General features: G+C 58.9%; 11 protein-coding genes. All 11 read right to left on the minus strand.

Translation table 11 applies throughout. From position 1 onward, the window contains the following. Positions 1-3 precede the first annotated feature (3 nt). The gene (locus GKG36_RS12425) at positions 4-1713 is read right to left on the minus strand and encodes a PASTA domain-containing protein (RefSeq protein ID WP_154261018.1); all 1710 of its coding nucleotides are present in this window, start codon (positions 1711-1713) and stop codon (positions 4-6) included. A 10-nt stretch (positions 1714-1723) separates the two neighbouring features. Next, entirely contained in the window at positions 1724-2947 is a 1224-nt protein-coding gene (locus GKG36_RS12430) for a U32 family peptidase (protein ID WP_005941481.1), read from the minus strand. Between the two features lie 14 nt (positions 2948-2961). Beyond that, positions 2962-4101: an endolytic transglycosylase MltG gene (gene mltG / locus GKG36_RS12435; RefSeq protein WP_154261020.1), complete on the minus strand. Its 1140-nt coding sequence runs from the start codon at positions 4099-4101 to the stop codon at positions 2962-2964. A gap of 18 nt (positions 4102-4119) precedes the next feature. Beyond that, positions 4120-4935: a hypothetical protein gene (locus GKG36_RS12440; RefSeq protein ID WP_154261022.1), complete on the minus strand. Its 816-nt coding sequence runs from the start codon at positions 4933-4935 to the stop codon at positions 4120-4122. Positions 4936-4963: 28 nt separating this feature from the next. Continuing rightward, on the minus strand, positions 4964-5635 hold the full coding sequence (locus tag GKG36_RS12445) for a deoxynucleoside kinase (RefSeq protein ID WP_005941476.1): 672 nt from the start codon (positions 5633-5635) through the stop codon (positions 4964-4966). Continuing rightward, entirely contained in the window at positions 5632-6411 is a 780-nt protein-coding gene (thyX, locus tag GKG36_RS12450; RefSeq protein ID WP_120081495.1) for an FAD-dependent thymidylate synthase, read from the minus strand. The genes GKG36_RS12445 and thyX overlap by 4 nt, the downstream gene beginning before the upstream one ends. 7 nt (positions 6412-6418) lie before the next feature. Continuing rightward, entirely contained in the window at positions 6419-9097 is a 2679-nt protein-coding gene (locus tag GKG36_RS12455; protein ID WP_154261024.1) for a UvrD-helicase domain-containing protein, read from the minus strand. 403 nt (positions 9098-9500) lie between these two features. Further along, positions 9501-10709: a sodium ion-translocating decarboxylase subunit beta gene (locus tag GKG36_RS12460; protein ID WP_154256136.1), complete on the minus strand. Its 1209-nt coding sequence runs from the start codon at positions 10707-10709 to the stop codon at positions 9501-9503. Positions 10710-10724: 15 nt separating this feature from the next. Further along, a complete protein-coding gene (locus tag GKG36_RS12465; RefSeq protein ID WP_005941465.1) occupies positions 10725-11084 on the minus strand; it encodes an OadG family transporter subunit in 360 nt (119 codons plus the stop codon). Positions 11085-11247: 163 nt separating this feature from the next. Next, the gene (locus GKG36_RS12470; protein ID WP_097782222.1) at positions 11248-12273 is read right to left on the minus strand and encodes a rod shape-determining protein; all 1026 of its coding nucleotides are present in this window, start codon (positions 12271-12273) and stop codon (positions 11248-11250) included. Positions 12274-12626: 353 nt separating this feature from the next. Continuing rightward, complete coding sequence (locus GKG36_RS12475) at positions 12627-14849, minus strand: ATP-dependent RecD-like DNA helicase (RefSeq protein ID WP_097777679.1); 2223 nt, start codon at positions 14847-14849, stop codon at positions 12627-12629. Between the last annotated feature and the right edge of the window lie 159 nt (positions 14850-15008).

Genomic DNA, 15008 nt, shown 5'->3' on the forward strand with positions numbered 1-15008 from the left:
TTTTTAGTCTGTATTGTATTCCGTGGGGGTAGGATCTGTTGTTTCCGGAGGGGCCGGCTCTGTCGTGGTGGGTTCGGTAGCGGCGGGTTCCTCCGGTGTGACAGTGCTCTGCACACTGGGGTCTGCCGCAATATACACGGTGATCACCGTGCCCACTTCCACCTTTGTGCCCGGCTCCTCGCTGGTACGCACCACGCAGCCGGATGCATAGGAGCCATCGTTCACCACCATAAAGCAGCTGGCCACAAGGCCCCGCGCTTCCAGTTCCTTTACCGCGCTATCCTGCGTAAAGCCGATGATATTGGGCATCTCGGCCATCTGCGGGCCTTTGCTCACCACCAGCCGTATGGTCTCCCCTGCCTTGAGCACAGTGTCCGCGCTCGGCTCCTGCTGGATGATCTGGCCCGCCGGGGCGGTATCGCTGTATTCCTCGGTGACATAGAACAGATACATGCTGGTATATTCCCGGTTGTTCTGCACCTGCGTGTAGTCCATGCCAATAAAGTTCGGCACAAGGTTCTGCGGCACCATCACCTCGCTGCTGGCCGGTTCCGACTCCGCAGCCGACGCGGCAGGCTGGTGGATGTGCTGGCTCAGCACGCTCCACAGCGTGAGCAGAATGAGGATGGACAGCAGGATCACGATGCCCGCCAGCAGCGCTTTTAAGCTGAGCAGATGCTCCTTGCGTTCCGGCTCCGGCGGGGCTGTGCGCACCGGAGTCTCCGGCTTCATGGTGCGGGTCAGCTCGGCGGTGTATTCCTTGGAAGAAAGGGCCTGATACAGCTGCGGCACGGTCTGGATGCGCTCCATGGGCCGCAGGCGCAGGCCCAGCTGCAGCACCTGCGAGACGTACAGCGGCAGGCTGCCGTTCACCGATTTTGCGCGTGGGTTAGAGTCTGCCACAATGCGCTGCGCTGCAGGCACCGGGGCCTGCCCGCACACCATGCGGTAGAACACGGCCGCAAGGCTGTATTCATCGGTATAGCGGCCCTCGAACTCTGCGGTGGAATACTGCTCCGGGGCGGAATAGCCTTCGTACAGCTGCTCGTGCAGGCCGCTGCCCGCCGTGCGCAGGCCCACCGTGGCATAGCCTGCCAGACGGCAGCGGTCGTTTTCCATCACGCGGATGTTCTCCGGGCAGATACCGCGGTGCACCAGACCGATCTTGTGCATGGCGGCTACGCCTTCAAACACCGGCTGCAGCATGGTGCAGGCATCGTCCGGGCGAATGGTGCCGGGGTGGTTTTCCAGCCACTGATCCAGCGGGGTGCCGCCCAGATTTTCCAGAATGGCGTAAACGCTGTTATTGGCTTCCACCACATCCAGCACGGCTTCCAGACCATTGGCCGGAGTGATGCGCTGGATGGAGCGGTACAGGTCCGCAAAATCCATGCGGGTGGTCTTGAACAGCACCTCACTGCCGGTCTTGGGCCGCAGGGTGCTTTCTGCCGTGCGCTCCGCCGTGAGGGTAATGGGCAGATATTCCTTGATGGTCACCCGGAAACGGCCCAGATTCTCTGCGCCGCGGTAGAGGATGCCCTCGCCGTCGATGCTCAGCATTTCCCCTACGGTGTAGCGCCCGGCCAGCACGGTGCCCACCGGCAGGGTGCCGCCGGGGTTGCGCCCGGCAAAGCTTTTGCCGCAGTGCGGGCAGCTTTGTGCTGCTCCGGGCAGCGGCTGCAGGCAGTATGGACACAGGCGTGTTGCTTCCATTGTGGTCTCCTTATACCGTTTTGCGCCGCAGCAGGCTCATGGGCGGCAGCTCCGGCGTGGGAATGGTGTATTTTTCCATGGCATGCGGGGTGCTCTCCACCCGTTCACCGGCTTCGTTTTCGATCCACTCAGGGTTCAGCGGAATGCTGCGGCCATCCGGGCAGAGGGCTTCCAGAGTGTCGCCCAGGCTCCACTTGCCGCGCTGCTGGCAGGAGGCAACGCCGTTCTCCCAGCCGTCCACCGTGCCCACAAACTCCCACTCGCGGATGTAAGTAGCGCTGTCGGTGGCCTGTCTGGCCTGCTCGCGGCCAAAGTAGAAGCCCGGCGAGTAGTGGCGGTGGCTGGTACGGGTAAGCTCCTCGTACACTTCAGCAGGCAGCTCAAAGTTGTCGTTGAGCGGGTCGGCCAGATAAGCGTCCAGCGCCCTGCGGTAGGCGGCGGTAACGCTTGCCACATAGTAGAAGGTCTTGGCACGGCCCTCGATCTTCAGGCTGTCCACACCGGCCTTGCAGATCAGATCAAGGAAAGGCGCGGTGCACATATCATTGGCGTTGAGGATGTAGCTGCCGTTCTCGTTCTCGCCGATCTCGTACAGCTGGCCCGGACGGGTCTCCTCGCTGAGATAGTATTTCCAGCGGCAGGGCTGGGCGCACTGGCCGCGGTTCGCGTCGCGGCCCGCCATGTAGTTGGAAAGCAGGCATCGGCCCGAAACGCTCATGCACATAGCACCGTGCACAAAGGCTTCGATCTCCAGCTCCGGCGGTGTTTTATCGCGCAGGATCGCAATATCCTGCAGGGTCATCTCACGGGCCAGCACCACGCGCTTTGCGCCCATGTTGTAGGCGGCGCGGGCCGCAGCCCAGTTGGTGATGCCTGTCTGGGTGGACATGTGCACATCGATGTCCGGTGCAAAGGTCTTGCAGGCATCCAGCACACCAAGGTCTGCCACGATAAAGGCATCCACACCGGCCTTGGCTGCTTCCTTGATGGCCTCGGGCAGGCGGTCGGCTTCCTCGTTGGTGGGCAGGGTGTTCATGGTCAGGTAGACCTTGCGGCCGCGGGCGTGAGCGTAGATGACACCCTCGGCCAGCTGTTCCGGCGTAAAGTTGGCCGGAGCAGACCGCATTCCAAATTCAGGCAGGCCGCAGTAAACGGCATCGGCACCGTAGTTGATGGCATAGCGCAGGCGTTCCAGATCGCCTGCCGGGGCCAGCAGTTCCGGGATTTGCAGCATAGTTCAAATTCCTCTCATTTTTCCGTATTCACAGTTTTGTTCACTTGTGCTGCCTTCTGGCAGTTTGCGTTGTGTTCGCTCAGGGTGCGGGCATAATAATAGCTGCCCTTGAGGTCGGTCACAAAGAAATAGGCATCCTTGGCCTCCTCATTGGGCTGGGGGGCCAGCGCTGCCCTGATGGCCGCAATGCCGGGGTTCGAGATCGGCCCGGCAGGCAGGCCCTTGCAGCTGTAGGTATCATACGCAGCCACGATATTTTCCGGGATATTATCCCAGCCGCCATAGTAGGGTGCCACCCAGTTCCAGAGGTAATTGTTGTCACTGTCGCTCTGGATGTGGCTGGAGGTGTTGCTCTGCAGGCGCGGGTAGGGTGAATCCTCAGCCAGACGGTTGCGGAACACCTGTGCCACGTTCGAGTCCTGACTGTTGCCCGCTTCCTCCTGCACAAAGGATGCCAGTGTGATCAGCTGGGGCAGGGTCATATCCTGCTTTTTAAGTTCTGCATACATCTCATCGGTGATCTGTGCATCGAACTGGGCATAGAAGGTGGCTACATAGTTGTGCACGGTGTCGTCCTTTAAGAATTCGTAGGTCTCCGGGAAGAGATAGCCCTCGCACTTCATAAAGCGGTCCGGCGCGTCGGCATCGTCCGGCACGTACTGCCAGAAGGTGTATTCGCTGAAATCGCCCTCGTTGGCTTCCTTCAGGAAATCCTCGGCGCTGCACAGCCCGGCGGCTTCCATCTTCTGGGCAATGGCAATGGCCGTGGTTCCCTCTGGGATGGTCACGCGCACCGTTTCGGCCTTGGCGTAGGTGGACAGGACCGCAATAATGGCATCGTAAGAACAGGCGCTCTTCTGCAGGGTAAAATCGCCATACTGCAGCTTTGATGCCGCACCCTTTTGCCCCACATACCAGCGGAACAGATAGGCCGAGCGGATCACACCCGCATCCTTGAGCTTTTGCGCAATGACGGAAACGCCGCTGCCCTGCGGGATGCTCACCGTTACCTCCGTGCCGGGTCTGCCATTGCCGCTGATCTCGTTGTGCGCAAACAGCAGCGCCCCGCCAACGGCCAGCGCCAGCAGTACCACCAGCACCAGCAGGATCTTCCCTACACCGCCTTTTTTGCGGGTGTTTTTTTCGTGTGCCATAAGCACCTTCCTTTTATCTTAGTTTTCCAGCATCAGGCGCATGTAGCTTTCGGCTACATCAAAGGGTTCGGCATCAAAGCGGATCATGCCGTAGTCCTGCCGGGTGCCCTCGCCGAGGAACAGCGGCTGGGATGCGCCCACGGTAATGACCGCCTTTTCCACGATGACTTCCTTTTCGCGGGCGGCTTCCATCAGTACTTCGGCGGCGCGGTCATTGTCGGCCTGCAGCTCCACAAAGTAAAGCGTATCCTCCTTGCGGAAATAAATACCATAGCCGTGGGCGCTGGAAACGATGGTGGCACCGGAGGAGTACAGATCTCCCAGCACCACGGCCATGCGCTCCGGGGTCAGCTGCACAGTATCGGGCCAGAAGCGCTCCCGCAGCTCACACAGCTTTTTGGCGGTGACGGAATCAAACTCCGCCTGACTCCACAGGTTGCGCTCCACCTCGCGGGGAAGACAGCGCAGGGCGAAGGCCCATGCAAAGCCCTTATCCTGCAGCAGTGCGGCCTGCTCCGGGCTGGTGGGCACCGCCACTGTAAACCCTGCGCCGCGCAGCTTCTGCTGGGCACACAGATAGTCTACAAGGCCCGCCAGGATCAGGCTGCCCGCGCCGCACAGACCGTACAGGTAGGTGCCGCTGCGGCCCTGCAGCGTGACCGGCACAGCCAGCGCCACCGCGGCGATCTCGTCATTTTCCTCGGCCACATAGACGTTCTGCTCGCCTGCAAACTGCTCAATGGCCTTTTTGGCAAATTCTTCTGATTCATTGCGCTGGCTCTGCCATAAAGCCAGCACTGCCGGTTTATCTTCCGGCTGCATCAAACGATACATCTGTCAGGATGCCCCCTCTTATCGAAAATTATGTCAGCTGCTTCAACACGATCTCCTGCACTTCAGCCTGAATGTCTTCGATGCTGCGCATGTTGTCCCCGCTGGTGCAATGCACGACGGCCCAGCCAAGGTGCGCGGCACAATACTCGGCGGCGCAGCGGCTGCGGGCAAGATACTCGGTATCCTTCTCGTGCACATCCTTCCTGCTCTCGTCGCCGTGGTAACGCTGGGTCATAAGCTTCTGGCTCACGGCGGGGTCTACCTGTAAGTAGATCACCTCATCCGGCGCAGGCAGGCCCAGCAGATGGAATTCAAAATCAAACAGCCAGCCGAGAAAACTCTCCCACTGCTCCGGCGGCAGCTTGGAGCACTGGTGCACCGCGTTGGAGGTGGTGTAGCGGTCGGCAATGATGATGCCGCCATTCTCGTAAAAACTGCCCCAGTCCTTTTTGTAGCTGGCATAGCGGTCCACCGCATAAAAGCTGGAGGCTGCATAGGCGTTTACATCGTCCGGGTGCTGGCCGAACTGCCCTGCCAGATACATTTTTACAAGGGCGCTGGAGTCGCTCTCATAATTCGGGAAGGTGATCTCCCGCACAGAAAAGCCCTGCTCCTTTAAATGTGCTGCCAGCAGCTTTGCCTGCGTGGCCTTGCCGCTGCCGTCCAGCCCTTCCAGTACGATCAGTTTTCCCTTGCTCATACGCCTGCAGCCTCCTTGATGGATGCATATTTTGCACGCACCTCGGCGGTTTTGCCGCAGCACATTTTTCCTTCCGGGCAGGGGCCGGATACACAGGCCGGGCCGGACTTTGCAAAGATATGCGGTGCCACCGGGTACACCAGCTCAAACATTTTTTCGGCCAGCTCCCGGATCTCCCACTGGGCGCGGCTGCAGCAGCGCAGGTGGAAAAAGTTCTGCAGGCTGCGGGCATTCATGGTGACCACCATCTTGGTCTCGCAGGCGTTGGGCAGTACAAAGCGGGCATCCTCGTTGGCCTGCTTGCTGGCCTTGGCGCGGGCCTGCTTTTCCGGCATTCCTTCAGCCATCAGGCGGGCGGTGTGGCCTTCTTCCAGCTTGTGGGCAAGGTCGAGGTAGCGCTTTGCGTCCTCTTCCATGCTGGCAAGGAAAGCTTCCTTTGCTTCCGGGATGGCTTCAATCTCAGGCGGTACCACATAGCGGAAATCGTCCAGCCGCACATAGCGCTGGCTCTGCACACTGAAGGATGCAATGCGGTGGCGGGTGATCTGCGCCAGCAAAGTGCGGCTGACCCCCTCAATGCCAAAGGTGAAGCTGGCATGTTCAATGGGGCTGGCATGGCCCAGATCGCTGAGCATGGTCAGGAACTTCGCGGTCTTTTCCTCGGTCAGGCCGTCCAGCAGGTCGGTGATGTGCGCATCGGAATAGCAGAGCTTTGCCGCTGCAGCCACCACCTTTTCCGGTTCCGGGGTATGTGCGATCAAACGAACAGTCATCATAAGTGTGTTATTCCTCCGCAGTGATTTTGGTCAGGGGCGCAAAATTGGCCATGGTCTTTTTGATGCCCACCTTTTCAAAGTTGATCTCCACGATCTGATCTCCGGCGGCGGGCTTCACAGCCACTACCTGACCTCGTCCGAACACCTTGTGCTCCACAAGATCGCCCGGCTCATAGTGTTTTGCTCCTTTTGCAGCGGTTTTTGCTGCCGGTGCGCCTGTAAAGGAGATTTGCTTTTCAGATTTTTTCCGCGTTGTTCCGTCAGAATATGCAGAGCTGTAACTAGAGCCATATCCCGTACCTGTGCTGCTGCGGCCATAGCCGGAACCGTATCCGCTCTGGCTCTGGCCCCGGTTTGCATAGGCCGAGCCAAAGCCGCGGCCCTCGCCCGCGTTGTATTCGCGGTTCAGGTAGCCGCTGCGATTGCTATAGCCGCTTCCGTAACCGCCCGAACCGTACCCACTGGCGCTGCGGCCCCATCCGGACGGCCCGGAGTAACCGGACGCACCACCGGGCACCGTATCACGATAGCTGTCGCCCCAGCCGCCAAAGCGGGAGCGCTGTTCCAGTACCGGGCTGCGGGTCTCCTCGATATACTCCGGCTCGATCTCCCGCAAAAAGCGGCTCGGCTCGTTGCGCTGGGTGCGGCCATACAGCATCCGGGAAACGCTGTTGGAGATGTACAGCTCCTTCTTGGCGCGGGTGATGCCCACGTAGGCAAGGCGGCGCTCCTCTTCCAGATCGGCTTCGGAATACTTGCTCATCTCGCTGGGGAACACGCCCTCCTCCATGCCAATCAGGAACACATACGGAAATTCCAGACCCTTGGCGGAGTGGATGGTCATGAGCACCACCTGATCGGCGCTCTCGTTATAGCTGTCGATATCGCTGATGAGGGCGATATCTTCCAGATAGCCTTCCAGCGTGGCTTCCTCACCGTGCTGGTCGCAGTAGTTCTTGACGTTATTCACCAGCTGACCAAGGTTCTGCAGGCGGTCAGCCGCATCCTCGTGGCCCTTGGCTGCATCGGCTTCCAGCATGGCCTTATAGCCGGTCAGCTCGATCACATCGGCTGCAAACTCGTCCAGCGTGCGGGTCTCCAAAGAATCCTGCAGGCGCTGATAGATCTGCCAGAACTTGAGCAGCGGCATTACGGCGCGGCTGAGCTTTGCATATTGGTCGGCATGGCCGATGATGTCCAGCATGCTCACGCCCTCCTGCGCGGCCAGATCGGCAATGACCTCCACGGTGGTGGCACCGATCTTGCGGGCAGGCTCGTTGATGATGCGGCGCAGGCGCACATCATCGCGGGGGTTCGCCACGATGGACATGTAGGAATGGATATCCTTGACCTCTTTGCGGTCGTTGAAGCGCTGGCCGCCCACGATCTTATGGGGGATGCCTGCACGGGTAAAGTAGCTTTCGATGGGGGCCGATTGGGCGTTCATGCGGTAGAGGATGGCGTGGTCGGCCAGATGTCCGCCCTCTTTCAGGTGCTGGCCGATCACATCCGCGATGTGGCTGGCCTCGTCCTGCTCGTTCTCGGCGGTGTACACCTGCACCTTGTCGCCCTCGCCATTGCTGGTCCACAGGGTCTTGCCCTTGCGCTCGGTGTTGTGCTGAATGACACAGTTCGCAGCGTTCAGGATATTGGACGTAGAGCGGTAGTTTTGTTCCAGACGGATGGTTTTGGTGCCCGGGTAAATGCGCTCGAAATTAAGGATGTTCTCAATGGTAGCGCCACGGAAGCGGTAGATGCTCTGGTCATCATCGCCCACCACGCAGATGTTCTTTTCCGGGCCGGTGAGGAGGCTCACCAGACGGAACTGCGCCACACTGGTGTCCTGATACTCGTCCACCAGCAGATAGCGGTATTTGTTCTGGTAAAAATCCCGCACATCCTTGTGCTCGGCCAGCAGCTGCACGGTCTGGTAGATCAGGTCGTCAAAGTCGAATGCTCCGGCTTCCTTCAGGCGCTTTTCGTAGGCCGCGTAGATGCGGGCCGTCAGCGCGCCTTTGGTATCTTTTGCGGGGCTGGCAAGGGCCTGTTCCGGGCTGACAAGCTGATCCTTCCAGCGGCTCATCTGGTTGATCGCAGCCTTGATGGGCAGGAACTTATCGTCCACATTCAGATCTTTGTAGACAGCCTTCATCACGCGCTGGGAATCATCGGTATCGTAGATAGTAAAGCTGCGCGGGTAGCCGATCTCCTCCGCCCAGCGGCGCAGGATGCGCACACAGGCCGAGTGGAAGGTGGAAGCGAACACTTCGTCGCCCTCTTCGCCGCCCAGCATCCGGCGCAGACGCTCCTTCAGCTCCCCTGCTGCCTTGTTGGTAAAGGTGATGGCCATCACGTTCCAGCTGCGCACAGCGTTCTGGCGCAGCATCCCGTCCAGCCAGCTGGGGGCGGCAGTGCCGGTCATGATGGCGTTGCGCAGAGCCTTGATATCGTCCTCCGTGGCCGGGCGCGGTGTCTGTTTGGAGCCGTGGGCCGAGCCGAACCGGATGAGGTTTGCAATGCGGTTTACCAGCACGGTGGTCTTGCCGCTGCCTGCACCAGCAAGGATGAGCAGCGGGCCATCGGTGGTGAACACTGCCTGCCGCTGCATATCGTTCAGGCGGCCAAACTGTTTTTCGATATAGGTATCGCGCAGAGCGCAGAATTCCTGTGTGAGATCTGTTGCCATGGTTTCCCCTGTTCCTTTTATGTTTATACTATCAAAATACAGTATACCACATTTCAAAACGATTGAGAATAGCCGCCGCGTTCGCTCTGGCTATTTTCAGCGGAAAAAATATTTTTATAATTTGTAACTCCGAAAAGCCTGCGGGCTTTTCGGAGTTACTTTTTCACGAAAGAGGTCGTAGAGAAAAATTGCATCTGATGAAACAGCAGCCGTTTTTCGTTACGGCCTTTTTGTGAAAATGTGTTTGGAGCAGCCCGCAGGCTGCGACAAACACGAAATAAATAATATAATTTCCTTATTTTATGCCCAAAGCAAACGCGGCGGGCATTTCAAATCGTAAAACAAAAACCGCCCGGCAGCTCTTGCGAACCGACGGGCGGAAAAAATGCTTTTCAGAAAGCGCTTAGCTGAAAATGTTGATCAGGATACCAGCAGCAACGGCAGAGCCGATAACACCGGCCACATTGGGGCCCATTGCGTGCATCAGCAGGAAGTTGGAGGGGTTCTCGCTCTGGCCAACCTTCTGGGAAACGCGAGCGGCCATAGGCACAGCGGAAACGCCTGCGGAACCGATCAGCGGGTTCACCTGACCGCCGGTCAGCACATACATCAGCTTGCCGAACAGCACACCTGCGGCAGTGCCGAAGGAGAATGCGATCAGGCCCAGCACGATGATGAACAGGGTGCGGGTGTTCAGGAAGGTGTTTGCAGAGGTGGTGCAGCCAACAGACAGTGCCAGGAAGATGGTGATGATGTTCATCAGCTCATTGCCGGCGGTCTTCTGGATGCGATCCACCACGCCGCACTCCTTCATCAGGTTGCCCAGCATCAGCATACCCACCAGAACGGCGGCATCCGGAACGATCAGGGAAACGATGATGGTGACCATGATGGGGAAGATGACCCTCTCGGTCTTGGAGACGGTGCGCAGCTGCTTCATCACGACGGTACGTTCCTTCTTGGTGGTCAGTGCCTTCATGATGGGCGGCTGGATCACGGGCACCAGAGCCATGTAGCTGTATGCCGCCACAGCGATGGAGCCAAGCAGCTCAGGTGCCAGACGGGAGGTAACGAAGATAGCGGTAGGACCGTCTGCACCGCCGATGATGGCGATAGCAGCGGACTGCTTCTGGGTGAAGTCCACCAGACCGGTAGCGGTCAGCAGACGAGCGCCCATGTAAGTACCGAAGATGCCGAACTGAGCGGCAGCGCCCAGCAGCAGGCTCTTGGGGTTGGAGATCAGGGGTGCAAAGTCGGTCATGGTGCCGATGCCCAGGAAGATCAGCGGCGGGTAGATGCCCAGCTTAACGCCCATGTAGAGCATATCGGCCAGACCACCGTTGTTCAGGATCTCCACCCACATGGGGTGTTCCAGACCGTCACCGACGAAATATTGCATGTGGATAACGCCGCTGCCGGGCAGGTTTGCCAGGATCATGCCAAATGCCATGGGCAGCAGGATCAGCGGCTCAAACTCTTTGACGATGGCCAGGTACAGCAAAAAGCAGCCCACGCAGATCATAACTGCGTACAGGTAGCCGCCCGGCTCGCCAAACTTCGCAAAGCCGGAGCTTTGGAAAATACCGACCAGAGTATCAATAAACTGTGTCATGCTCTTCCTCCTCTGTTAAAACGGTGCGGTGGTGTCGTTTACACCCGCATTGCCCCAGCCGTTCTTGCTGCGGCGCACAGCCTTGAGGGTGTACTTGCCGTTGCCCATTGCATGGATTGCTGCCATAATGGCGGCGATCACATCACCGGGAATGCCCTCTTCCACCTGAGGAGCGGGAGCAGCTGCGGCCTGCTGCACGGGTGCAGCGGGCTGTGCAGCGGGAGCCTTGGCGGCTTCCTTGGCAGCCTTCTTCTTTGCGTTCATCGAATCGAAGATCTTGCCTTCCAGCGTGATAATCGCCATCAGCAGGATAAGGATCAAGAACACCAGTACGATGCCGGTAATGGTAACGACCACGTCAAAACCTAAATCCATGGTTTTCCTCCTGTTTCTTGTATACTGCGTCCGATACAAGATCGTCAGCAGAAAATCAATTTGGGTACATTATACCTTATTTTCCAATTTATTTCAACAAAAATAGATATTTTTTCTTTTTGGCGCTTTTGTTCAGATTCATGGATAAATGGTGCAGCTTTGGTCATCTGCGGCCAATGCGGGGCGTTGCATCCAAAAAGCCGGTTTCCAGCTTGTCGTTCAGGCCAAGGCTCATGGCAGTGCCCAGTGCCACACAGTTGACGGGATCGGGCGAAACCGTCACCTCCACCTTCAGCTCTTCGCTCAGGTACTCGGTAAGGCCGTGCAGCTGTGCACCGCCGCCGGTCAGCATGACACCATTGCGGAAGATATCGCCTGCCAGTTCCGGAGGGGTCTTTTCCAGCACCTGATGGGCCGCGGCGCCGATCTGCTCGCTGAGCATCATGACCGGGTCGTACAGATCGTCAGTGGAAACATTCACACGCACCGGCAGGCCGGTGAGCAGGCTGCGGCCCTTGATCTCCATGGTCTCGTGGAAATCAGTCTTCTGGGGGCAGCAGGCCACGTTCTTTTTCAGCTCTTCGGCGGTGCGCTGGCCAATGGCAACGCTGTACTTGTTGCGCACGAACTTGAGGATCTCTTCGTCGTAGTGGTTGCCGGCCACGCGCACGCTGGTGGCCTTGACCTTGCCGCCCAGAGAAAGCACTGCAATATCGGTGGTGCCGCCGCCGATATCAATGATCATGCGGCCCTCCGGCTGGGTGATGTCGATGCCGGAGCCAAGGGCAGCGGCAATGGGTTCGTCGATCAGGTACACCTGACGGGCACCAGCGGCCACCACAGCCTCCACCACGGCATCGCTTTCAATGCCGGTAATGGCGGCGGGCACACAGACGGCCACGCGGGGCTTGACCATGTGGGAGCTGTACACCTGCTTGACAAAACGGCAGATCAGCTCACGGGTCATGGTATGGTCACTGATCACACCGTCCTTCAGCGGGAAGATGGCAGAAATATAGTTCGGGGTGCGGCCCACCATAGCAAGGGCCTTATCGCCTGCTTCCAGCACGGTCTTCTTGCGGGTATCCATTGCCACAACGCTGGGCTGGTTGAGCACAACGCCCTTGCCCTCCTGCGCAATGATAATGGTAGTGGTACCAAGATCGATACCGATATCGTTCTGTGCCATAAGTTTTCTTTTTCCTTTCTCTGGTTCCTCTATCGAAACAACGGCCTGTTGATGCAGGCCGGAAATCATACCAACTTACAGTATAGCATAGTTTCCGTAAAAAGTATACCGGTTTTGAGCTCCTTCCGTCTGCTCACTTTGTTCGCATCCACCTGTTCCCCTTTTTGTCACTTACGTGACATCTGTTCCTCTCTTTGTCACCTGTGGTGACATTTCTCCCCGGCGCGGGGAGAATCTGTCCCGGCCGGGGGAAGTCTGTCTCCCGGAGGGAGGCTTTGGCAATGCAGAAAGCTTTTCCTCTTCGCCAGAGGCTCCCTCTCCGAGGGAGCTGTCACCGAAGGTGACGGAAGGAGTTATTCTGCTTCCGTCTGTTCCGGCGGCAGCTCTGCCTGCAAAAGATAGGCAAGGCCGCTGTAGCGCAGGTTCTGGCGGATGTTGCCCATCATGCGGTTCACAACGTCCCTGCGGCCCGCCACGATGCACAACTTCCGTGCACGGGTAACGCCGGTGTAGAACAGGTTGCGGTAGCACAGCCGCGGCGGAACCTGCGCCACCGGCAGGATCACCGCCGGGAACTCGCTGCCCTGACTTTTGTGTACCGTGATGGCATAGGCGATCTCCAGCTCGCCCAGGTTCTCTGCCGGGTAGACCAGCCGCTTGTCATCCATGCGCACCACCATGGAGCGATCCCGCGTGTTGATGCTCTCCACAATGCCGATGTCGCCATTGTAGGCACCCACGCCCTGCTCCCCGCCAATGCGGTTCCAGATGATCTCGTAATTATTGCGCACCTGCATCACCTTATCGCCCACGCGGAACACCCGGGCGGCGCTTTGCAGCTGGGGCTTGCCCGTCTGTTCCGGGTTCAGCAGGTTCTGCAGTTCCACATTCAGTGCCTGTGTGCCGGTAGGGCCAAGCTTGGTGGGGCACAGCACCTGAATGTCCCGGATCGGATCGAAGCCGTAGCTGCGCGGCAGGCGGGTGGTGACCAGATCACACACCAACCGCTGGGCCGCATCGCCGTCCGATTCCAAAAAGAAGAAGTCGTCGGTCTTACCGCCCTTCTGCAGCGGTTCACCTGAGATGATGTGGTGGGCGTTCTCCACGATCAGGCTGCGCTTTGCCTGCCGGAAGATCTCGTTCAGGCACACGGTGGGCACCAGCCCGGAGCGGATGATCTCGCCCAGAATATTGCCGGGGCCGACACTGGGCAGCTGGTCGGCATCACCTACCATGATAATGCGGCAGCTGTAGCGCAGCGCTGCGATCAGGGCTTGAAACAGCTTCACATCCACCATGCTCATTTCGTCCAGAATGACCACATCGCACTTGAGCAGGTTCTTGTCGTTGTGGATAAAGCTGACCACGCCGCCGGTGTAGTCCACCTCCAAAAGACGGTGGATGGTGCTGGCCTTGCGGCCGGTCAGCTCACTCAGCCGTTTAGCCGCGCGGCCGGTGGGCGCACACAGGGCCACCCGTTCCGCCTGATCTTCCAGCAGCTGCAGAATGGCGTTGACGGTGGTGGTCTTGCCGGTGCCGGGGCCGCCGGTGAGCACAAGGCAGTTCTCGGTCATGGCTTTGCGGATGGCTTCCTTCTGCAGGGGCGCATAGGCAAAGCCCTGCGTCAGTTCCAGAATTTGAATGTTTTTATCCAGCCCGTGGGCGGTATTCTTGCCCCGTTTTGTCAGCATGGCAAGCCGGGCAGCAATGTCCTCCTCGGCTTCCAGCAGGTCGGGCAGATAAATATACGGTGTGCCGTCAAACAGCTTCACCCGCAGTTCTTCGGTGCGGATGCACTCGTCCAGCGCAGCAGCCAGCTTTTCCGGCGGCTGATGGATAAAATTGGATGCCGTTTCCAGCAGCTGGGTGCGCGGCAGGCAGGTGTGGCCGTTGCCCGCGTTGTGGCGCAGGGTGCGCAGCAGGGCCGCTTCCAGCCGCTGGGCGCAGTCGCCTTCCATGTGGTAATACTGGGCAATGCTGTCCGCGTGGCGGAAATCCAGCTGCAGCGGTTCGCCGCAGAGCAGATAGGGATTTGCCGCAATGGCCTGCATGGCCCCGGGGCCGAAGGTACGGAACACCTCCATCGCGCGGCGCGGGCTGATCTCGAACTGCGCCAGATAGGCGATCAGCTCCCGCATCCCAAACATCCGCTTGAACTCCTGCTGGATGCGGTCGGCCTTGTCCGCCGAGATGCCGGGCACCTGCGTGAGCCGGGCCGGGTCGTTGGCGATCACCTCAAGCGCCTCGGCACCGAACAGGTCGATGATCTTATCCGCCGTCTTGGCCCCGATGTACGGCAGTGACCGGCTGGCAAGGAAGGCGTACACCGCTTCCAGATCCTTGGGCATGTCGGTCTCGCACTCCTGCGCGTGGAACTGGCGGCCATAGGTGGCGTGGTTCTCGTAGCGGCCGCGGCAGACCACGCTTTCGCCCGCGTGCAGTTCACCCACAATGCCGCACACCACCGTGACCACACCGCCGCCGGACACCTCGAACACCATATAGCCGTTGTCGGTGTTCTCGTAGATGATGTCCTCCACGGTGCCCTCGATCTGTTCCAGCTGCTGCTCTGCCATGCGCTCACCTCCTGCCAAATTACACAATCATAAGTAGTATAACGCTTTTGGCGGGATTTGTAAATCATCCGGGCAGACTGCAGTGCAGCTCTACCGGGGAGAAATATGTGACAAAGTGGCAAAATTATAACGCATCTATGTTTATAATCGTCTGTTTGT

This window comes from Faecalibacterium sp. BIOML-A1, from assembly GCF_009679715.1.
Lineage (GTDB): Bacteria > Bacillota > Clostridia > Oscillospirales > Ruminococcaceae > Faecalibacterium > Faecalibacterium taiwanense.